Annotated in this window: 29 protein-coding genes; 24 read left to right on the top strand and 5 right to left on the bottom strand. The window is 46.5% G+C overall.

Features of this window, described 5'->3' with window-relative positions:
* Positions 1–16 precede the first annotated feature (16 nt).
* Positions 17–781 carry a sulfite exporter TauE/SafE family protein gene (locus NQS30_RS19570; RefSeq protein ID WP_020955677.1) on the bottom strand — a complete coding sequence of 255 codons (765 nt, stop codon included), beginning with the start codon at positions 779–781 and terminating at the stop codon, positions 17–19.
* A 144-nt stretch (positions 782–925) separates the two neighbouring features.
* Entirely contained in the window at positions 926–1,393 is a 468-nt protein-coding gene (locus NQS30_RS19565; RefSeq protein WP_025284602.1) for a DinB family protein, read from the bottom strand.
* 205 nt (positions 1,394–1,598) lie between these two features.
* On the opposite strand from NQS30_RS19565, the gene NQS30_RS19560 reads away from it, so the two are divergent.
* From NQS30_RS19560 to NQS30_RS19550, 3 genes are all read left to right on the top strand, one after another.
* Positions 1,599–2,735, top strand: coding sequence for a Rap family tetratricopeptide repeat protein (locus NQS30_RS19560; protein WP_087920760.1), 1,137 nt, complete (start codon positions 1,599–1,601; stop codon positions 2,733–2,735).
* On the top strand, positions 2,725–2,859 hold the full coding sequence (locus tag NQS30_RS19555) for a PhrA family phosphatase inhibitor (RefSeq protein WP_003154881.1): 135 nt from the start codon (positions 2,725–2,727) through the stop codon (positions 2,857–2,859). The genes NQS30_RS19560 and NQS30_RS19555 overlap by 11 nt, the downstream gene beginning before the upstream one ends.
* 142 nt (positions 2,860–3,001) lie before the next feature.
* The gene (locus NQS30_RS19550; RefSeq protein ID WP_015417280.1) at positions 3,002–3,955 is read left to right on the top strand and encodes an N-acetylmuramoyl-L-alanine amidase; all 954 of its coding nucleotides are present in this window, start codon (positions 3,002–3,004) and stop codon (positions 3,953–3,955) included.
* 37 nt (positions 3,956–3,992) lie between these two features.
* Here the strand turns inward: NQS30_RS19550 and NQS30_RS19545 are convergent, their stop codons facing one another.
* Positions 3,993–4,370 (bottom strand): PH domain-containing protein, encoded by a 378-nt coding sequence (locus NQS30_RS19545; protein ID WP_007610770.1) that lies wholly within the window; start codon positions 4,368–4,370, stop codon positions 3,993–3,995.
* 109 nt (positions 4,371–4,479) lie between these two features.
* On the opposite strand from NQS30_RS19545, the gene NQS30_RS19540 reads away from it, so the two are divergent.
* Entirely contained in the window at positions 4,480–5,085 is a 606-nt protein-coding gene (locus NQS30_RS19540; RefSeq protein WP_015239671.1) for a poly-gamma-glutamate hydrolase family protein, read from the top strand.
* A gap of 138 nt (positions 5,086–5,223) precedes the next feature.
* Here NQS30_RS19540 and NQS30_RS19535 read toward each other — a convergent pair whose 3' ends face one another.
* A complete protein-coding gene (locus NQS30_RS19535; RefSeq protein WP_007610775.1) occupies positions 5,224–5,814 on the bottom strand; it encodes an ImmA/IrrE family metallo-endopeptidase in 591 nt (196 codons plus the stop codon).
* A 149-nt stretch (positions 5,815–5,963) separates the two neighbouring features.
* Positions 5,964–6,302: an HTH-type transcriptional regulator Xre gene (gene xre / locus NQS30_RS19530; RefSeq protein WP_003154871.1), complete on the bottom strand. Its 339-nt coding sequence runs from the start codon at positions 6,300–6,302 to the stop codon at positions 5,964–5,966.
* Positions 6,303–6,492: 190 nt separating this feature from the next.
* Here xre and NQS30_RS19525 point away from each other — a divergent pair, with 190 nt between their 5' ends.
* From NQS30_RS19525 to NQS30_RS19430, 20 genes are all read left to right on the top strand, one after another.
* Positions 6,493–6,672, top strand: coding sequence for a hypothetical protein (locus tag NQS30_RS19525; protein WP_007407285.1), 180 nt, complete (start codon positions 6,493–6,495; stop codon positions 6,670–6,672).
* A complete protein-coding gene (locus NQS30_RS19520) occupies positions 6,662–7,489 on the top strand; it encodes a hypothetical protein (RefSeq protein ID WP_025284603.1) in 828 nt (275 codons plus the stop codon). The genes NQS30_RS19525 and NQS30_RS19520 overlap by 11 nt, the downstream gene beginning before the upstream one ends.
* Positions 7,389–8,189 carry an ATP-binding protein gene (locus NQS30_RS19515; protein WP_069007422.1) on the top strand — a complete coding sequence of 267 codons (801 nt, stop codon included), beginning with the start codon at positions 7,389–7,391 and terminating at the stop codon, positions 8,187–8,189. Before NQS30_RS19520 ends, NQS30_RS19515 begins: the two co-directional genes overlap by 101 nt.
* Complete coding sequence (locus tag NQS30_RS19510; protein WP_003154863.1) at positions 8,189–8,356, top strand: hypothetical protein; 168 nt, start codon at positions 8,189–8,191, stop codon at positions 8,354–8,356. The genes NQS30_RS19515 and NQS30_RS19510 overlap by 1 nt, the downstream gene beginning before the upstream one ends.
* A 97-nt stretch (positions 8,357–8,453) precedes the next feature.
* Positions 8,454–8,795, top strand: a complete 342-nt coding sequence (locus NQS30_RS19505) for a hypothetical protein (RefSeq protein ID WP_043021268.1) — start codon at positions 8,454–8,456, stop codon at positions 8,793–8,795.
* Positions 8,785–8,988, top strand: coding sequence for an XtrA/YqaO family protein (locus NQS30_RS19500; RefSeq protein ID WP_032871270.1), 204 nt, complete (start codon positions 8,785–8,787; stop codon positions 8,986–8,988). The genes NQS30_RS19505 and NQS30_RS19500 overlap by 11 nt, the downstream gene beginning before the upstream one ends.
* A gap of 113 nt (positions 8,989–9,101) precedes the next feature.
* Positions 9,102–9,614 (top strand): sigma-70 family RNA polymerase sigma factor, encoded by a 513-nt coding sequence (locus NQS30_RS19495; protein WP_007407279.1) that lies wholly within the window; start codon positions 9,102–9,104, stop codon positions 9,612–9,614.
* 112 nt (positions 9,615–9,726) lie between these two features.
* Positions 9,727–10,524, top strand: a complete 798-nt coding sequence (locus NQS30_RS19490) for a terminase small subunit (protein WP_007407278.1) — start codon at positions 9,727–9,729, stop codon at positions 10,522–10,524.
* Complete coding sequence (locus NQS30_RS19485; protein WP_069007423.1) at positions 10,521–11,819, top strand: PBSX family phage terminase large subunit; 1,299 nt, start codon at positions 10,521–10,523, stop codon at positions 11,817–11,819. Before NQS30_RS19490 ends, NQS30_RS19485 begins: the two co-directional genes overlap by 4 nt.
* A 48-nt stretch (positions 11,820–11,867) precedes the next feature.
* On the top strand, positions 11,868–13,259 hold the full coding sequence (locus NQS30_RS19480; RefSeq protein WP_094031916.1) for a phage portal protein: 1,392 nt from the start codon (positions 11,868–11,870) through the stop codon (positions 13,257–13,259).
* Between the two features lie 19 nt (positions 13,260–13,278).
* Positions 13,279–14,124 carry an XkdF-like putative serine protease domain-containing protein gene (locus tag NQS30_RS19475; protein WP_015239679.1) on the top strand — a complete coding sequence of 282 codons (846 nt, stop codon included), beginning with the start codon at positions 13,279–13,281 and terminating at the stop codon, positions 14,122–14,124.
* Between the two features lie 26 nt (positions 14,125–14,150).
* Entirely contained in the window at positions 14,151–15,086 is a 936-nt protein-coding gene (locus NQS30_RS19470) for a phage major capsid protein (RefSeq protein WP_007407274.1), read from the top strand.
* 16 nt (positions 15,087–15,102) lie between these two features.
* Positions 15,103–15,486 (top strand): protein YqbG, encoded by a 384-nt coding sequence (gene yqbG / locus NQS30_RS19465; RefSeq protein WP_015239680.1) that lies wholly within the window; start codon positions 15,103–15,105, stop codon positions 15,484–15,486.
* A complete protein-coding gene (locus NQS30_RS19460) occupies positions 15,483–15,839 on the top strand; it encodes a DUF3599 family protein (RefSeq protein WP_007407272.1) in 357 nt (118 codons plus the stop codon). The genes yqbG and NQS30_RS19460 overlap by 4 nt, the downstream gene beginning before the upstream one ends.
* Complete coding sequence (locus NQS30_RS19455; protein ID WP_015239681.1) at positions 15,836–16,339, top strand: HK97 gp10 family phage protein; 504 nt, start codon at positions 15,836–15,838, stop codon at positions 16,337–16,339. Before NQS30_RS19460 ends, NQS30_RS19455 begins: the two co-directional genes overlap by 4 nt.
* Positions 16,336–16,782, top strand: a complete 447-nt coding sequence (locus NQS30_RS19450) for a hypothetical protein (RefSeq protein WP_015239682.1) — start codon at positions 16,336–16,338, stop codon at positions 16,780–16,782. Before NQS30_RS19455 ends, NQS30_RS19450 begins: the two co-directional genes overlap by 4 nt.
* Positions 16,779–16,988 carry a YqzN/YkzM domain-containing protein gene (locus NQS30_RS19445; protein WP_007610809.1) on the top strand — a complete coding sequence of 70 codons (210 nt, stop codon included), beginning with the start codon at positions 16,779–16,781 and terminating at the stop codon, positions 16,986–16,988. Before NQS30_RS19450 ends, NQS30_RS19445 begins: the two co-directional genes overlap by 4 nt.
* Positions 16,988–18,385, top strand: a complete 1,398-nt coding sequence (locus NQS30_RS19440; protein ID WP_015239683.1) for a phage tail sheath family protein — start codon at positions 16,988–16,990, stop codon at positions 18,383–18,385. Before NQS30_RS19445 ends, NQS30_RS19440 begins: the two co-directional genes overlap by 1 nt.
* 1 nt (position 18,386) lies before the next feature.
* Positions 18,387–18,830, top strand: a complete 444-nt coding sequence (locus NQS30_RS19435) for a phage tail tube protein (protein WP_003154837.1) — start codon at positions 18,387–18,389, stop codon at positions 18,828–18,830.
* A gap of 76 nt (positions 18,831–18,906) precedes the next feature.
* Positions 18,907–19,353, top strand: coding sequence for a phage tail assembly chaperone (locus tag NQS30_RS19430; protein WP_003154836.1), 447 nt, complete (start codon positions 18,907–18,909; stop codon positions 19,351–19,353).
* The last annotated feature ends 1 nt before the right edge of the window (position 19,354 follow it).

Raw genomic sequence — 19,354 nt, 5'->3', positions numbered from 1 at the left:
GTAGAGGGACGCTTTTTTATATTAATTTGATTCCGCTGATTAAAATAATCGCCGCCATCACAAACTGCAGGGGGCGCGGTGAGAATTTCGGCGAAAAGAAGCTGCCGAGAAGCACACCCGGCACAGAGCCGATCAACAGATTCAATACAAGCAGGTAATCGACGCTTCCGAAGCTTGCGTTTAACAGACCGGCAGCAGTTACGAGCAGAAAGGCATGTGCGATATCCGTTCCCACCACTTCTGCCGTTTTCATTCTGAACAGGTATAACATGGCGATCGCAAATAATGAGCCGGACCCAATAGATGTCAGGCCGACGATGAAGCCGAAAATGACGCCGATCAGTATCATGAGTGTCCGCTTTTCTTCAAGCGTTTTTTGCTGCCAGCGGTTCGGCCGCAGTCTTTTATCGAAAAAAAGGCGGGCGATAATGGAAATGGCGACAAGGGTCAGTACGTAGCCGAGCGCCTGTTTGATAATCTGCTCCTGATGCTGGTGAAAAGCGGGAAACAAGTGAAGAACACCGATGGCGGCTGTTGCGCTGGGAATGCTTCCGAGCGCCAAGTAACCGACAAGTTTAAATTGAACGGTGCGCTGCTTCCAATGAGAAACGACACCGAACAGTTTGGTGATGGAGTTATATAAAAGGTCAGTGCCGACGGCGATTGAGGGGTTGATCCCCAAAACGATCAGTAAAGGAGTCAAAAGCGCTGCTCCTCCCACACCCGTCAATCCGACAAGCGTTCCGACAAAGAAACCCATAAACACAATGCTTACTGTCATCTGTGTGCCTCCTGAATAATCCTACTATTTTTATCAGATTATATATGATTAAGAGGCGGTAATCAATTAAATTTTCGGAAAATTTTATACAGAACAAAAAATCCGCCAGCCTGCTGTTATGTCGCAGACCGGCGGATGGCCGGATTATGATTTTTGCTGATAAAACGGAAGTTCCGTGTGGCCCATTTCTCTGACATACACGAAAAGATTGCCTTTATGATGAATTTCATGCTCCATGGCAAGCTGAAGGAGAGCCGCGCCGGTCACTTTTCTGCCGAAAGAGGCGGTCAGGTCAATTTCGCGGTTCAGCTGCTCTTCTGTCAGCTGTGACAGGATGTCTGTCGTTTTTTCAGTACACGTTTCAGCCAGTTTGACGAGGTCTGTTTCTGCTTCTTCTTTCGGTTTGTTCTGGATGGCTGATGCGTTTCCGTCGTTAATGACGTTTGCAAACATAAGAAAAGAATAAACCATGTGTTTTACAAGTTCCTGAGCGGACATTGATGTCTCTGCCGGCTTGTAATCGTAATGTTCGCGGCTGATTTTTTCCGCCAGCTCAATCGTCACGTTTCGATGTGACAGAAAGTGGCTGACCAATTGATTTTGTGCTGTCATGTGAAAACCCCCATTTAATACAGAATAAAAAGCTGCAAGGATATGCTATATCAACGGCACGGAAGAAACAAGCAATAAGCTTGTGACGGAGATAAATCGTTGCGGATATCCGAAATTCGACAATTGCGGTCTTTTTGCGTTCTTCTTTTTCTAGCAAATATGATAAAATATGACATATCTCGGTCATTCCAAAAGGGGGGATTTATTGAGGATGAAGCAGACTATTCCGTCCTCTTTTGTCGGGCTCAAAATTAATGAATGGTATACCCATATCCGGCAGTTTCACGTCCTTGAGGCGGAGCGCGTCAAACGTGAAGTAGAGAGAGAGATCGAGGATATGGAAGAAGATCAGGATCTGCTGCTGTATTATTCATTAATGGAATTCAGACACCGTGTCATGCTGGATTACATCAAGCCCTTAAAAGAGGACCCTTCTCAGCCTGAGTTTTCAGAATTATTGGAAGACATTGAAGGCAACCAGTATAAACTGACAGGACTGCTTGATTACTACTTTAATTTTTTTCGAGGAATGTACGAATTTAAACAGAAAATGTTCCTAAACGCCATGATGTATTACAAACGGGCTGAAAAAAACCTTGCACTCGTTTCTGATGACATCGAGAAAGCTGAGTTTGCTTTTAAAATGGCCGAGATATTTTACAACCTGAAACAAACCTACGTCTCCATGAGTTATGCCGTTCAAGCCCTTGAAACGTACCAATCGTATGAGACGTACAACGTCCGCAGAATCCAATGTGAATTCGTTATTGCAGGGAATTATGATGACATGCAGTATCCAGAAAGAGCATTGCCCCACTTAGAACTTGCTTTAGATCTTGCAAAACAAGAAGGCAATCCCCGTCTTATCAGTTCAGCCTTATATAATCTCGGAAACTGTTACGAAAAAATGGGAGACCTCTCTAAAGCAGCCGAATATTTTGAGACATCCGTTTCCATTTGCAGGTCAGAAAAGTTCGATAATCTTCCGCATTCTATTTACTCATTAACACAGGTTCTTTATAAACAGAACACTACAGCCGAAGCAGAGAAGCAATACCGCCTCGGGCTCAGTATCGCCCGCGAATACAATGATGAATTGTTTGTGAATCTGTTCCAATTTTTACATGCGTTATACGGCAAGGAAATGGATAACGCATCCGTCAGGCACACGTTTGATTTTCTGGAAGAACACATGCTGTATCCGTATGTGGAAGAATTGGCGCATGATGCTGCCAAATTTTACATGAAACACGGACAGCCTGAAAAAGCGCTCACGTTTTATGAAAAAATGGTGCACGCCCAAAAACAAATCCAGAGAGGAGATTGTCTATATGAAATCTAAACTGTTGTCAGGATTGCTGCTTGTTGCTGTCGGGTTCAGCTTTACACAGGTGATCGGCCATGAAAGCCATTTGGAAAACCAAGCGGACGGCACATTCCATATTGCCGCGCGCAACCAAACATAACATAAAGACCCTTCTGTGGAAGGGTCTTATTTTTTGCGTGCGTATCCATTCCATTTTTATCCGAATGCAGGGTCTATATGCTCAAGTTATCTGTCCTACGAATGCCACCTATTGATGAAAAAGGCATAAGGAGAGATGAAGAGTGGGGATTGAAGTGAAAAAACGGCTCGTATCGGCTGATAAATATGCGTTAAAATGTCCGAATCCGATGACGCCGGAGTATATTACCATTCATAACACGGCAAACGACGCATCCGCCGCTAATGAAATCAGCTATATGACGGGAAACAGCGAATCAACGAGCTATCATTTTGCGGTTGATGACAAAGAAGTGATCCAGGGAATTCCGTTGGACCGGAATGCCTGGCATTCGGGAGACGGCACGAACGGTACCGGAAACCGAAAGTCGATTGCTATAGAAATCTGTTACAGCAAGTCAGGCGGCGAACGGTACAGAGCCGCAGAAGAACTGGCGATTGCGTTCGCGGCGCAGCTTTTGAAAGAACGGGGCTGGGGGATTGACAGAATCAGAAAGCATCAGGACTGGAACGGAAAGTACTGCCCGCACCGCATTTTGTCTGAAGGCCGCTGGGATGAAGTGAAGGCGAAGATTGAAAAAAAATTAAGCGGGAGTATGCCGGCGAAAAAAGCCTCTATTGCTTCTTCCGCGTCTGAATACCATGTGAAAAAAGGCGACACCTTATCGGAAATCGCCGCATCGCACGGTGTCAGCGTAAAATCGCTGCAAAGCATCAACCATATCACCGATCCGAATCACATTACAGTCGGACAAGTGATCAAGCTCGCTCAGACGGGTTCTTCTTCAAAAAGTCAGGCTGTGTCTTCCTATCCGCTTCCATCCGGTGTGATCAAAGTGACGAAACCGCTGACGAAAGGGACAAACGTAAAACAAGTGCAAAACGCTTTATCCGCTCTTTATTTTTATCCCGATAAAGGAGCAAAAAATCATGGGGCGGACGGCGTTTACGGTCCGAAAACGGCAAATGCCGTAAAACGTTTTCAATCCGTCAGCGGATTAACGGCAGACGGAATTTACGGCCCGAAAACGAAGGCGAAAATTGAAGAAAAACTGTAATCAATAAAACGGAAGCCCCCCGGGCTTCCGTTTCTTCTTACATACAAACTGCTGCAAGGGCCTTTTGAATATCATAAATGCTTTCATCTTTTTTAAACTGCTTTGAGACAGCGGGAAGCTCCGCGCCTGAAATCCAAATTTTCAGCTCTGAATCAAGGTCAAAGCGGCCGGCAGTTTCTACGCTGAATCTGGAAATGCTCTTGTACGGAATGGATTGAATCTCCGTTTTCTTCCCTGTGAGTCCCTGTTTATCAACAAGAATAAGACGCTTATCCGTAAAGACAATGATATCTCGGACAAGCTTAAATGCGGCGTTGACATTCTCACCTTCCAGCAGAATACGAGCCAGTTCTGCTTTTGCTTCAGCCGTCGATATTGTCGACGCATTGCCCAGCAATCCATTGATGAACCCCATGATATATCCCCCCTGATACGTATTCTATCAAATCATACTATAAAAAGGTTTCCATTCCCAGGTGAGTAGAGTAAACTGGTGCTGACTGGAAAAGGAGAGCATGTTACACATGAAAGATAGATATGATAATTTCGCAGCCCTATCTGCTGCTGAATCGGAATACAGAATTATTTATGAAGAAAAAGAGGGAAGTAAATGTATCGTCCTCGCTCCCCACGGCGGCAGGATTGAGCCGGGTGTCAGTGAGCTGGTGCGGGCATTTTCTGACCAAAGCTCAATTTATTTATTTGAAGGAACGAAGCGGTGCGATAACCGTTCTCTCCATTTGACAAGCACACGTTTTGACGAACCCCTGGCTTTAGAAAAAGTGACCGCCCATCATTACGGATTGGCTTTTCATGGGTATCATGATCTGAAAAAGGCAAATACACTCGTCGGGGGCGCGGATCTGGAAAAAGCAAGACTGATTTGTGATCTGCTGCGTGAAGCGGGGTTTGATGCCGAGCTGACAGAGAAGAATGATCGGCTGGCAGGTGTAAATCCCGGCAACATTGTCAATCGGACAAAAAGGAAAATGGGGCTGCAATTGGAAGTGAGCACGGCGCAGAGACACGCGCTGTTCAGTAATTTTGGCTGCCGGGGAGAAAAATATACGCCAACCGATCTGTTTTTTCGGTATGTAGAAGCCGTGAAGGCCGGTTTTTATGATAAATGAACAGGGGGCCCGTTCTTATATTTACTGGAGCTATACGGTGCAAGAAGTGCTTGGCGGGCAGCACGGTGAGAACAGCGTCATGATGCAAAAAACCTTTCCTGCGATTTAAAATGCCGACACTCTGGCGGCAGAGTATCGCTAATTTTCAATAAAATACGGCGTTTTTTCTTCAGCGGCATGCAAGTGTGTCTGTCCGCTTTCATAATACACATTCGGCCGCTTGTCGGATAACAGACAAGCGAGCCGCTTCTGAAATTGAATACCTGCTTTACGCCGTTCAAACAGCTCCAGCCTTTTTTCCGCAAATGATGCCGTCACCCGGAAAGCGGCTGCGATTAAAATAACGGCATGGCTCCTTCGCTGGGGAAGCTCCATGTTTAACAGCATAAAGGTCGGCACACAGAAGTGGTACATAAAATGGTTGGCCTGAAATTCCTGCAGTTCCCTGAACAGCTTGTTCATATGAAAATGGTTGCCGGTATGTTTCAGCACATGGCACAGTTCGTGCGCAAAATCCTGCCATTGCTCTTCGGGTGACTTTTTTTGATTCAGGACGATGCTGTACATGCCGTCCCGCTTCAGCATCATACTGTGCGTATCTTCAAAATGAATCCAAATGTCAAGCTCCTTGGCAATCATCTGCATATCAATATGGAGAGGGGCGGTCATTCCCATGCGGCAATATAAGTTTTTGACGTATTCCTCAAGATGTGTTAAAAAATCGCCCAATTGAATACACCCTTTCGAACATATGTTCTTTTTTTAAGCGAGAAAGAAAAGCCCTGATCGGACTTTGAATCAATTCCCTTTTCTTTTAAAAATAAACATTCAGCTTTTATATCGGCTGAACGTTAAGCAGTTTAAAGGAAAAGAGCGGATTATTTATGTTTCGGCCTGCGGTTTTTCTCTTTTTCTTTTAAATAATTAATGAATTCAATGGCCTGCTGTTTGCTCTCCGGGGAAAAGTCCTGCATGTCCCGATATGCGATCTGCAGGTCGGGATCGGCAAACATGTCTTCATCTGAAGGTTCTTTTCCGGTTAACAAATAATCAGTCGACACTTTGAAATAATCCGCAAGCTTTTGCAGCGTGTCGTAATCGGGTTCAGATCGGCCGTTTTCATAATGAGAATATCTGGCGCGCGAGACACCGATATGATTTGCGACTTCTTCCTGCGTTTTCTTTCCTCTGAGACTCTTTAATCTTCCGCCTATCATCCGAATGACCTCTCTTTTTTCAACACCCTAAGTTACTTATGATTATAGATACAAAATGTATCAAAATAAAGAGATGATAAAAAAAGTATCAAAAAGGTCTTGATGATACGAAATGTATCGTATATAATCAACATCATAATGATACAAAATGTATCAATATACGATAAAAAATTGATCAGGAGGGTGAGAGATGCAGCCGATAATCATCCGTTTCAGCAGCAATCCGGCTGACCAGAGATGTTTAGGAAAAGCAGGCGGTTCGATATCTTTTACCGCTTGCGGACTTCCGGTATTCCGATTTGATAACCGATTGCAGTATGAACGCTATATAGGTCTGAAGACAAACGGAGACGTCCCTTATGAATCGTAAAAGCTACCCGTTTTTCATCTATTCCGGATTACTGAATTCAGAACATTATGACAAAATAGGGTCCGCCATTTGGCTGTTTTTATGGTTCATCAGCTCAACGACAAAGGAACACGTAAAAGACGGTGTAAAGTGGGGGATCGTCCTTGGTCATAAGCCCGTAAAAGCAAGAGAGATGGCCGATGTATTTGCCGTCAGCGAAAAAACCGTCAGACGGTGGCTTGAGGTTTTGGAACAGCATGAATATATCAAAACCGTCCGCGCCCCTTACGGACTCATCGTCTCCGTAAAGCACTCGAAAAGATTCACGCCGAAAAAGACATTGACCCGCCCGGAAGCAACTGACCGGACAATATCGGCGGATCACCGGGACAAAAATGTCCGGAGAGAAATAGATATAACAAAAAATCATACTGCTGAAGAAACGATTAACGACATTGCCGCCCATTTTATCAGATTAAGGTCTGCACAGGAGGGGCGGAGCGTATACCCGTCGCCCCGGGATTATCAGGCCATCGCCCGTATTGTTTCCCTCGGTGCGTCAGCACAAGAAGCAATCAAATGGCTCGGCGAATGCTTTACCGCTTTTGAACAGCGGCGCACATCTTCAGCTGAAACGATCAAGGCTTTCAGCTATTGCGCCAAGTATATGGAAGACCGCTTGAATGCACGAATTGCGGGAAGGACAATCACAACAAAAAAAGAGAGGAATACGATACATGACAAAACGAACGATCGAGCAGATACTGGCCGACCTGAAAAACGGAAAACGTCCATTACTGGCGGACAGACCGGAAGAATCAGACGAAAGCCGCTTTGACTGTCCGCTCTGTAAAGATCAGGGCGGTTATCTCAAAAACCAGCTGGGAATGGATGTGTGGGTTAAGTGCCGCTGCGCCGCCGAACGAAAAGCAGAGCGCATCCTCAGCGCAAGTGAGATTACAGGCGCCTTTCGGAAGCTGGATTTCAAAGGATTTATCACGCGGGGCAAGCCTCAGGCAGTCGTCGACGCATATGAGTGCGCCCTTGAATATGTTGAAAACTTCGACAAGATTAAAAACTGCCGGAAAAACAGCATTGCCCTTTTAGGGCGTCCGGGGTCGGGAAAAACCCATCTTTTGACCGCTCTCAGCAATTATGTCATGAGACAGAAGCAGACACCCGTGCTGTATTTTCCTTTTGTGGAGGGATTTACGGATTTAAAAAATGATTTTGATCTGCTTGATGCAAAGCTTGGCCGTATGAAACAGGCGGATGTGCTTTTTATTGACGATCTGTTCAAACCGCTGAACGGAAAACCCCGGGCGACCGATTGGCAGATTGAACAAATGTACGCCGTCGTGAATTACCGCTATTTAAATCATAAGCCGGTTTTTATCTCGAGCGAGCTGGCCTGTGACGGACTGGTGCAGGTTGATGAAGCCTTGGGCACAAGAATTTATGAGATGTGCAGCGATTATTTAGTCATCATTAATGGCAATTCATTTGACGTAAACCACAGATTAGAGGGGGCGAGATAATGTGTAAGCTGTGCGGGCCGAAGAAGGTCATTGTGACGGAAACGGGTTTCGGCGCTGTCTTTCACCCTTGCCCGAACTGCAAAACAGGCACTGATTTAACGCCGGTCATTAAACGTCTTGAGCGAATGGTTCAAGACGCAAAAGCGAGGCTTGATGCACGTGTATAAATATATTAAATGGCTTTTTTGCCTGCTGTTCAGGGCGAAACGGATAGAAAAGCAAATTGAAGCATGGCATGAGGCTGATGGAAAGTGAGGATAACCATTGCAAGAAAAACACAGCCCCGCTCCATGGCGGGCCGTACACAGCGGAGAAGAAAAAACCATTTACATTTATTCCGCTTACAGCGAAGCGGATAAAGAGAAGTTCCCTTATTCAAACGGAAGGCTCATCGCGGCCGTTTTCAACTTAAGTTCATACTCTCAGCAGATCAACGCGGCATTGATGGCAAAAGCCCCGGAACTTTTTGAGGCGGCCGAAACGGCTCTCCGCCTGCTCCGGGGAGAAAGTTCTGAAGAAAAAGAAGCGTTCATAAATGAGCTCGGAAGCCTCATACATGAAGTAAACATCCTGAAAAAAACGGAGGACGTAAAACATGAATCCTAAAAAACTGACTGACATTGAACATACAACATTACAAAGCCAGCTGGAAGAAGGCAAGGTTCGGGTGATTATTATAGACGGACTGAAGAAGGAAGCATGGCTCGCCGAAGCGCCGGAGCACGGCAAAACGCTTGTCGAAACGCGAAAAGGGGATCTGGCCCGGGTCGAATATGAAATCGGCTTTAAATTGAATTAATCGAAAAAAACAGAATACGTCCAAGACGGAAAGCCTGCGGACACTGATCAATCGCGTACATGCTGCGCATTGGTTGGTGTCCTTTTTTTGTTCCGAAAAAGAGGAGGATCTGCATGGAAGACTTACTATTTGAATATAAACGCACGCTGAAAGAGACGAAAAAGTGGTACAAGCAGCTGGAGGAAGCCGATGAAACGGTGCTTACTTCAGAAGAACTGAAAGATAAAAAAATCATCAGAACGATCATTACAGATGTGGAATATGTCATCGAATGGCTTGAAAAAGGCCGGCAGCCCGGCATAAGAAGAGCGATAGACCGCAGAGACGCTTATCAGAGAATGCTGATTAAAGATCCGAGAATCATAGAAACCTATTCGCAGGCGCTGATGTTTGAACCTTCCGGGAATGTGACTGAAGAAGACAGAATCAGACTGCGGGACGCATTAGCCGTTTTAACGGATAGAGAAAAAGAAATGCTGCTGCTCCACAAAGCGGAATGCTTTTCATATGAACGGATCGCCGCCTTGCTGAATGTAAAGAAATCAACCGTACAGACGACGGTCAAACGGGCGCTTCTAAAAATACAAAAACAGCAGGAACAAAGAAATCAATCGCCTGCTTCATAAGTTGTCATACGTTTGCCACCTAGAAGTGAACAGACGATCACAAAAAGCGGCCCGATTAGAAGCCGCTTTTTATTATAGACAATCATGTCGGAGGTGGCGGTGATGCCGTAGCATGAAAAACGCAAAAAGAAAACAGGCATTTACAATCTATCAGTCTCATAAAGGCCGCATCACAAATCGCGCCCTTGCCGGCAAATCAGGCGTATCCGCAAGAACGATCGGCAGATGGAAAAAAGAAGGGCGCTGGGACGAGGCGCTTCATAAGAACGCGGAAAGCGGCGGAAAAAATAACCCGGGCGAAGGTGATGAGTTAAACGAACGCCAGCGGCTGTTTTGTCTTTATTATGTGAAAAGCTTTAACGCCACCCAATCTGCGATAAAAGCCGGGTATTCACCGGAAAGCGCGCATGTGACGGGAAGCAGGCTGTTAAAAAACGAAAAAGTCGCCAAAGAAATCAGCCGCATGAAAAAGGAAATGGTCAATAAAGTGTTTGTCGAAGCGATGGACGTTCTTCAAGTCTATGTGAAAATCGCTTTCGCCGACATTACCGATTATGTAACCTTCGGAAAAAAAGAGGTTCAGGCCTTCGGAAAATCAGGGCCGCTCTTTGACGAAAATGATAAGCCGATTATGCAGGAAATCAGCTACGTTGACGTTAAAGATTCGCACCTTCTGGACGGAACCATCGTCACAGAAGCAAAACTCGGAAAAGAGGGCATTGCAATAAAGCTTGCCGACAAGATGAAGGCTCTTGAAAAGCTGTCCTTGTACTTTGACCTTTTCCCTGATCAATTTAAACAAAAAATCGAAAATGAAAAATTAAAGCTGGCACAGCAGAAGATGGAAAAAACAGAAGACAGCCAAAAGCCGATTGACATTGTCATTACGCGGAAAGAGGAACGGTCATGATTGAAAAAGCGGTCAACCCGCGCTTTGAAGATTATTTGTTCAATTGGAATGAAACGTACCAATTTCTCGTCGGAGGCTACGGCTCGTCAAAAAGCTATCATACCGCGCTGAAAATCATCCTGAAGCTGCTTCGTGAAAAGCGGACGGCGCTTGTCGTGCGGGAAGTTTTCGATACGCACAGAGATTCTACGTTTGCCTTGTTTGAAGATATTATCGGGGAGCTTGAGCTGGGACATGCTGTAAAAGCCGTGTCTTCACCGATGAAGCTGAGATTTTCAAACGGAAGCCGGATTATGTTTAAAGGGATGGACAACCCGGCCAAATTGAAATCCATTCATCATATTTCACTGATTTGGATTGAAGAATGCTCTGAAGTGAAGTATGAAGGCTTTAAGGAGCTGATCGGGCGTCTGCGCCATCCCGAGCTTTCGCTTCATATGATATGCACCACAAATCCCGTCGGCACCTCCAATTGGACGTACCGGCATTTTTTTCGTGATGAGCAAAAAAAACGCTTCGTATTGGATGATCAGACGCTGTATGAAAAAGGCACCGTCGTTAAGGGGGATACGTATTACCACCACTCCACAGCGTGCGATAATCTGTTTTTGCCGAAAAGCTATATTAAGCAGCTGGACAGTTTACGGCATTACGATCCCGATTTATACCGGATCGCCCGCAAAGGACAGTTCGGCGTCAACGGCATCCGCGTGTTTCCGCAGTTTCAGGTCATGGAGCACAACGAAGTAACGGAGCGGATTGCTTCCATCAGGCGCCCCCTGTTTCGGACCGGCATGGATTTCGGTTTTGAAGAGTCATACAATGCGGTCATCCGGCTTGCCGTCGATCCGGATCAAAAAGAGCTTTATATTTTCTGGGAGTATTACAAAAACAAAATGACCGATGATCAGACAGCTGAGGAGCTTCAGGAATTGGCGGATCAAAAAGAGCTGATCAAAGCGGATTCGGCTGAGCCGAAAAGCATCCAATATTTTCGCAGGCAGGGCTTTTGCATGGTTGCGGCCAAAAAGTTTCCGGGCTCAAGACTTCAGTATACAAAAAAACTGAAACGGTTCAAACACATCTATTGCTCAGACAGCTGTCAACATACGATCCGCGAATTGCAGAACTTAACGTACGCAAAAAACAAAAACGGCGCTCTGTCGGAAGATGAGTTTTCAATTGATCCCCACACACTTTCAGCCATTTGGTATGCGCTGGATGACTATGACGCGGCGGATCTGAAAGATGCATCACAAAAACGGAGACGTCCGAATCGGGAAAGGAGGAGGTAGGCGTTGCCGAACTATCAAAACGTTAGAGCCACCGTCTTTAAATCAAAAATGGCCGCGCCGCAGGCAAGGCAGATGAACGAAGATCAATTTGCCGATCTGTACGGCGAAGACATCATTTCACCGCCCTATAATCTCATTGAACTGAAAACAATCGCCGAATACTCGACGATTCTTCAGCAGTGCATTGACGCGTATCGGGTCAATATTACGGGTTTTGGGTTTGATGTGGAATACACCTTTGATGTAAATAGCCCAGATTGCTCCCCGTCAAAAAAGGCCCGGGCCGAAAAAAACTGGATGAAGCTGGAGAGCTTTTACAAATGTCTTCATTTTGATGAATCGGCCGAGACGATCCTCGGATATGCGATAGAAGACCGTGAAAAAACGGGCAACGGTTTTCTCGAAGTGCTTCGGGACGGGGCGGGAAAACCAGCGGGGATTGAATATCTGGATGTGAAACATATGCGCGTCTGCGGTGTGACTGATCCCGTTGAAGTTACATTTTCTTATGAAGAAAATGGCGCATCCAAAACGATTAAAAGGCAAAAACGGTTCCGTAAATATGTTCAGATGCTGAACGGTCGGAAAGTGTTTTTTAAGGAATACGGCGATCCCCGCATGATGGACATGAGAACCGGCGAATACGTAAAGACCCTGTCTGAAGAATACCGGGCAAATGAAGCCATTCACTTAAAAATCGGCAGCGGCACTTACGGAATTCCGCGCTGGGTCGGCAATATCGTCAATCTATACGGCGCCCGGAAAGCGGAAGAACTGAATTTTATGTATTTCAAGCAGGGCCGTCACGTGCCGGCCGCCATTACGGTTGAAAACGGCATGCTGTCAGAAGCATCGTACAAAGAACTCCAGGATTATATGAATGACCTGGAAGGGGTGGAAAATGCCCACAAATTTCTGCTGATTGAGGCGGAAGGCATTGCGAAGGAAAAAGACCTTCACGGAGGCGAAGACATTACGCCCGTGTCTGTGGAAATTAAATCACTTGCGGAAATTCTGCAGGATGATGCGCTGTTTCTTGAATATGACGACAAAAGCAGAAATAAACTCCGCTCCGCTTTCCGTCTCCCGCCGCTTTATACGGGCGAGGCGCAGGAATACAACAAAGCCACCGCCGATACGGCACGGAAAATAACGGAGGAGCAGGTGTTTCAGCCGGAGCGGAAAACGCTGATTAATAAGCTCAACACGTTATTTTTGCCTGAACTGGGTCTCCACGATGTACAGCTTACATTAAAAGGGCCTGATTTTCGCGATCCGCTTGAAATTGCGAAGGTGCTTACACCATTTATTTCCGCCGGCGCGGTCTCTCCTAATGACCTCCGTGATCTGGCCGGAAGAGTGCTCGGCAAGACGCTTGAGGAGTGGCCTGAAGAGTACTACAGCCGGCCGGTGCTGAAAGGGAAAAAGGAGCAATCCTGAAAGGGGGTGAAAACATCTCGTGCCGAGAGAATTGAGAAATGCCGTCATCAGTTTTGTGAGCTATGTCGATAAGGCGGCGAACCAAACGGAATTCTTTTTTACAAAATCAGCCGGAGGCCTTCCGTCATTTGAAAAAAAGGTGCAGGTGTTTACAAAAAGCGAATCGGATGAGCAGAAGCTTGTTTACGGCATCGTTTACGAGCCGGATGTCCCGGATGCCCATGGCGATTATATGACGGCTGAAGAGATTGAAAAGGCCGCTCACGGTTTTTTGGCGGACGCCCGCAACATCGATACAAATCATAATTTTGAAGGCGGGACCGGCGAGGTGGTGGAGTCGTACGTCGCCCCGGATGACTTTGAAATCGGGAATGCTGTGATCCGGAAAGGATCTTGGGTGCTTGTCACCAAAGCTTCCGATGAAGTATGGGATCAGATTAAAGCCGGTATCATTACGGGCTACAGCATGGCGGGAACCGCTGACGTTTACGAAAAGCCGGCAGAAAAGCAAGCCGGCTTATTCGGCGCGGTCAAGCAATTTCTCGACCGTGACCGCAAATCAAGAAACCGCAAAGGAGAGGACTTGAACAAGATGAGAAAAGAAGACGTTAGAGAATCGATTGAGCACGCGCTGCACCCGCTTTTAAAGCGGCTTGACAGCTTGGACCAAAACACGGAAGACAAAGACGGGGCGGCTGCGCCGTCTGATGAAGAAAAGCTGAAAACGCTTGTTGAGGACATGCTCGCGCCGATTATTAAACGCATTGAAGCGCTTGAAAAAGTAAGAGGCGCATCAAAGCAGCCGGAAGAAGAGACGGGCGGCCAAGAGCCTGTTAAAAAATCCATTTGGAGCGGACTGCTTTAAGCCCAGTCAGAAGGAGGAACTGTAGAGTGAGAAATCAAGATATCATCAGAAAGGCGGAAATGTCACTTTCCGCTTTAAAAAGCGGCGGTTTAATGAACCCCGCACAAGCTTCAGCATTTATCCGCATGGTGCAGAACACGCCGACCATTTTCAGCGAATCGCGTGTGATTCAAATGGAAAATGACTCGCAGAAATTTGAAAAAATCGGTTTCGGACAGCGTATTCTGCGTGCCGCTGAGGAAGGAAAAGCCTTAACTGACGATCAGCTGACCGTCCCGGCAACAAGTACGGTGCAGCTGAATACGAAAGAAGTCATTGCGGAAATTAATATCACCTATGACACGCTTGAAAATAATATTGAAAAAGACGGCCTGCAGCAGACGATCATGCAGATTTTGGCGGAGCGGGCGGCAGTCGATATTGAGGAGCTTGTCGTAAACGGCGATACATCTTCTTCTGATCCGTACTTGGCACAGCTTGACGGAATCCGTAAGCAGACTGTATCTCACGTCATTGACGGAAACGGGGAAGAGCTGTCCAGAGCCACATTTAAAAAAGGCTTAAAAGCCATTCCGGCTAAATATTTGCGCTTGCCTCAGGAATTCAGATTTTACACATCTCAAGGCATGGAGATTGAATGGAAAGACCGTGTGGCTGACCGTCAGACCAATCTGGGGGATCTTGCGGTGCAGGGCGGTTTGTCTTCAGCATTCGGCGTTCCGGTCAAAGGAGTGTCCAATCTGCAGCCGTACTCGGTCGGAGAAGGTGACTCCCAATACGATGCGTCTGACATCATTTTGACTCACCCAAAAAATATCATTCTCGGTTTTTCACGGAATATCCGAATCGAAGTAGATAAAGATATTCGCAGCCGCAAATTTATTATCGTACTGACGGCTAAACTTGACAGCAAATTTGAAGAAGAAGATGCAAGCGCCAAAATCGTAAACGTTAAAGAATAAGACGGGGGTGGCAGTTATGTTAATTCAGCCGTCTGACGTTGTTTCATATTCAGTTTATGATCAAGTCAAAAACAGGCCGGAGCCGCTTCTAATACAGGACATTCTGGAGGCGGAGGCGGAAGCGGCCAGAATGGCGGGGCATTCGTTCACTGACCCTATTTACTCACCGCTTCCCGAAAAGATTAAGCTTGCGTTATTAAAGCTTTCTCAATATTTTGCGCTGATCAACCAGAATGAAGCAGCCGCTTCCGCCTATCAATCTGAAAAGATAGGCGACTACTCGTATACGGTGGCAGGTGAAGGCGGAATCAGAAAACCGGCGGTGCACCATCTGCTCTGTGAATATATCACGCCGGGTTATTCCCCGGTTTCTGCAATCGCAAAGGTGAGACCTTTATGAGCTACGAACGGCTGCTCACTGACAGATGCGATATTTATCATGAGACGGTGTCAGTTCCGAAGGCCGGACGCTTCGGGATTCCCGCCGAAAAGCTCCAGCCTGTCTTTTCTTATCCGGAAGTGCCCGACGCTGAAGACGTGCCGTGTCTGTTTGTTGAAAAACAGCAGCAGCTTATTCAGCTTGCGCCTGATCATAAGGTATATCAGCGGTTTCTCGTTCATTTTCCGAAAGAGGCCGCTGTGCGTGTCAATGACAAAATCATTTGGGAAGGACAGGCGTATATTCTGGAAATGCCGAAGAAAGCAAGACAGCACCATTGGGAGGTTATCGCTGTGAGAGATGACAGGCTATGAGCATAAAAAACCTTGAACAATGGAATCGGTCGCTGCAAAAGGCATCATCCGGAGAATTTGCCCGTCAGGCAGGCGAATGGCTGGAACAGTCAGGAGAGGATTTTCTCGACTTGGTACGGGAGGAGCTTATTCATTCGGGAGGGATTGATACAGAAAACCTGCTGTCTTCTTTCCGAAAAGGAGCGCAGGATCATGTATGGATCATTGAAAACGGGGGACTGACCCTTGAAATCGGCACCAATGTAGAGTATGCCTCATTCATAAATGACGGACATTGGACCGTCTCAGATGAAAATGTCAGATGGGTGCCCGGGTATTTTCAAGGCTCCCGGTTCATCTATGATCCGTCAGCTTCAACGGGAATGGCGCTCAAAAAACAGTGGATCAGCGGGAATGGGTTTTGGGACAAAGCCCTTCTTTTGTATGAAACACTCTTCGCCGAATCGCTGGACAAGCGTTTCAATCAGTGGCTTAACACGTTGGGGGGAGATATCGGATGAATCGCGAAACCGGTTCAATCGCCGCTTTTTTGTATCAGCAGTGCGGCGTGCCCGTATATGAAAATGAACTGCCTGAACAATTTCAGGTGCCGTCACTATACATTCCGCCCCCATTTGTTTTTGACGAAAATGATACAGTCTCCACTTATAAGAAAACGTACAGTCTGAATGTGAAGCTGTTCCATGCCGACTCGGTGCAGGTGCTCTATACAGCCGACCGGATCGCTGATGCGGTGAGAGAATCAAGACAGCTGATTCCGCTGCTTACGGAATCAGGGGAGGATACCGGTGATTTCGTCCGCATCAGCCGTATCGAAACAAGAGTCGGAGACAAAGGCGAGGCAGTGATCACAATCCGCTGGACGAGCCGCTACTACTATCAGAAACAAACATCTCCCGCACTGCGGGATGTGGACATTAACAGCGGGGTGAAAGAAAAGTGAAACAACATAAAAAGAAAAATGCCGCAGCGGCGGAACGAGCGGTTCTTTATGACACGGCGGATTTAACAAAGCACGCGAAGGAGCTTTTCGGCGTAAAACCTGAGATTCTCCAGGGGGCTTTATTCGGCGTGAAGCAAAAACAAATGACAAAAGCGCAAGCCAAGTCTTACATTGAAGCATTTTTAACCAAGGAGGTCATGCAATAATGAACGGCGGAACATTTACGCAAGGAAAAGAAAAAGAACGTGCCGGGATCTATTTTAACTTTAAAACAACCGCCCAGGAGCGGGTATCGATCGGTGAACGCGGGATTGTCGCCCTTCCCGTCGCATCCGGCTGGGGGGAAGCGAAAACATTCGTTTCCATTTCAAGTATTGAAGATTTGAATAAAAAAGTGGGGCTCAGTATTGAAGATCCGTCACTGATTCTGCTTCGTGAGGCGAAAAAGAAAGCAAAAACCGTTTTGATGTACCGTCTGACAGAGGGAATCAGAGCGAGCGCCGATCTTTCGCAAGGTGTTAAGGCAACCGCTTTGTACGGCGGTTCAAAAGGAAATGACATCATCATCCGCATCAGTGAAAACGTCCTTGATCAGACCGCTTTCGATGTGACCACTTACATGGATGAAGCGGAAGTTGACAAACAAACGGTGAAAAAAGCCGAAGAATTAAAAGCAAACGGCTATGTCACATTCACGGGAACGGGCGAACTGTCGGCTTCCATCCCGCTGACAGGCACCGAGGAAGAATCCGGGGAAACGTTAAACCCGCAGGCAGGCATCCGTCTTGCGGGCGGAACTGATAAAGCACCGGTCAACTCAGACTATACGGATTTTTTAGCTGCTGCTGAAACGGAGAATTTCGATGTCATCGCTCTTCCTGTCGCGGAAAACGATCAGCTGAAAGCGACATTTGCCGCATTCATTAAACGCCTTCGCGATGCGCAGGGACAGAAAGTGCAAGGGGTGACCGCCCATTACAGCGGGGATTATGAAGGCATTATCAATGTGACTGAAGGTGTCCTGCTGGAAGACGGAACCGAGATTAAAGCTGAAGATGCGACCGCCTGGGTGGCAGGCGCAAGTGCCAGCGCCGCATTTAATCAATCCTTAACATTCGTTGAATACGAAGGCGCCGTCGATGTGCTGCACCGCCTGACTCATGATGAAGTGATCGAACGTCTTTCCAAAGGTGAATTCCTTTTCTCTTATGATGCCCGTGATAAGTCAGTCAGCGTTGAAAAAGATATCAACTCATTGGTGACATTTACGGCAGAGAAAAACAAAAAGTTCGCGAAAAACAAAATCGTCCGTGTGCTTGATGCGGTGAATAACGATTTGACACGTGAACTGAAAGCCTTAATTAAATCGAAAAAAGGCACGGGCAGCGATCTTCCTGCGACAAATGACGGCCTTCAATTCGTCAAAACGATGATCATTCAATATTTGACTACGCTTCAGGATGCGGGTGGCATCGCCAACTTTAATTCAGACAAAGACATTACAATCGGGCTGAATGAAGACCGCGACGGCTTTTTAATCGATCTCGCCGTACAGCCTGTGGATGCGGCAGAAAAATTCTACTTTAACGTGGAGGTAAACTAAGATGGCATTAAAAGCGCAAAACACGATTTCAGGAAAAGAAGGCCGTTTATTTCTCGACGGAGAAGAGATGGCGCATATTAAAACGTTTGAAGCAAACGTGGAAAAAAACAAATCAGAAGTAAACATCATGGGCCGCCGCATGACGGGACATAAAACAACAGGCGCCAACGGAACGGGCACGGCAACATTCTATAAGGTCACATCCAAATTCGCCGTCCTTATGATGGATTACGTCAAAAAAGGCAGCGACCCGTATTTTACACTGCAAGCCGTTCTTGATGACAAATCATCGGGCCGCGGAACAGAACGCGTCACTCTGTATGACGTCAACTTTGATTCTGCAAAAATCGCCGGACTGGACGTAGACTCAGAAGCACTCGAAGAAGAAGTGCCGTTTACCTTTGAAGATTTCGATGTGCCGGAAAAGCTTTCTGAAACGTTTTAATTAAGATCGGTATGAGTGAAACAGGCCTTTTTACAGGCCTGTTTTTTATAAAAAATAGAGTAAGGGAGTTTTCATCATGAGCGAAAAAAACGAACAAGTATATGATCTATCATTCTTTATGCCAGGTAAAACAGTCGAGGCTGAGGAGATTCGGGTTCCGCTTTCAAAGCGTTTTGTCGATAAAAAAGGAAACATCGTGCCTTTTATTTTTAAAGCCATTACGACTGAGCGCATTGATGAACTGGAGAAGGAAAGCACGACATATAAAAATGTGAAGGGCAGAGGCCGCGTAAAAGACTTAGACAGCCAGCGCTTCTATGCGCGGATCGCGGTTGAATCTACGATTTACCCTGATTTCCGGTCTAAGGAGCTCCGCGACGCTTACAAAACGGCAGATCCGGTCGAGGTGGCAAAACGCGTGCTTTCAGTCGGCGGTGAGTATGCAAATTGGCTGAATAAAGCGATTGAGATCAATGGTTTTGAAGATGAATTAGAAGATCTGGAGCAAGAAGCAAAAAACTGAT

Source organism: Bacillus sp. B1(2022), from assembly GCF_040259625.1.
In the GTDB taxonomy this organism is placed as follows: Bacteria; Bacillota; Bacilli; order Bacillales; family Bacillaceae; genus Bacillus; species Bacillus velezensis.
The sequence above is the reverse complement of the archived record's forward strand: the minus strand, read 5'-3'. Positions and strand labels throughout refer to the sequence as shown.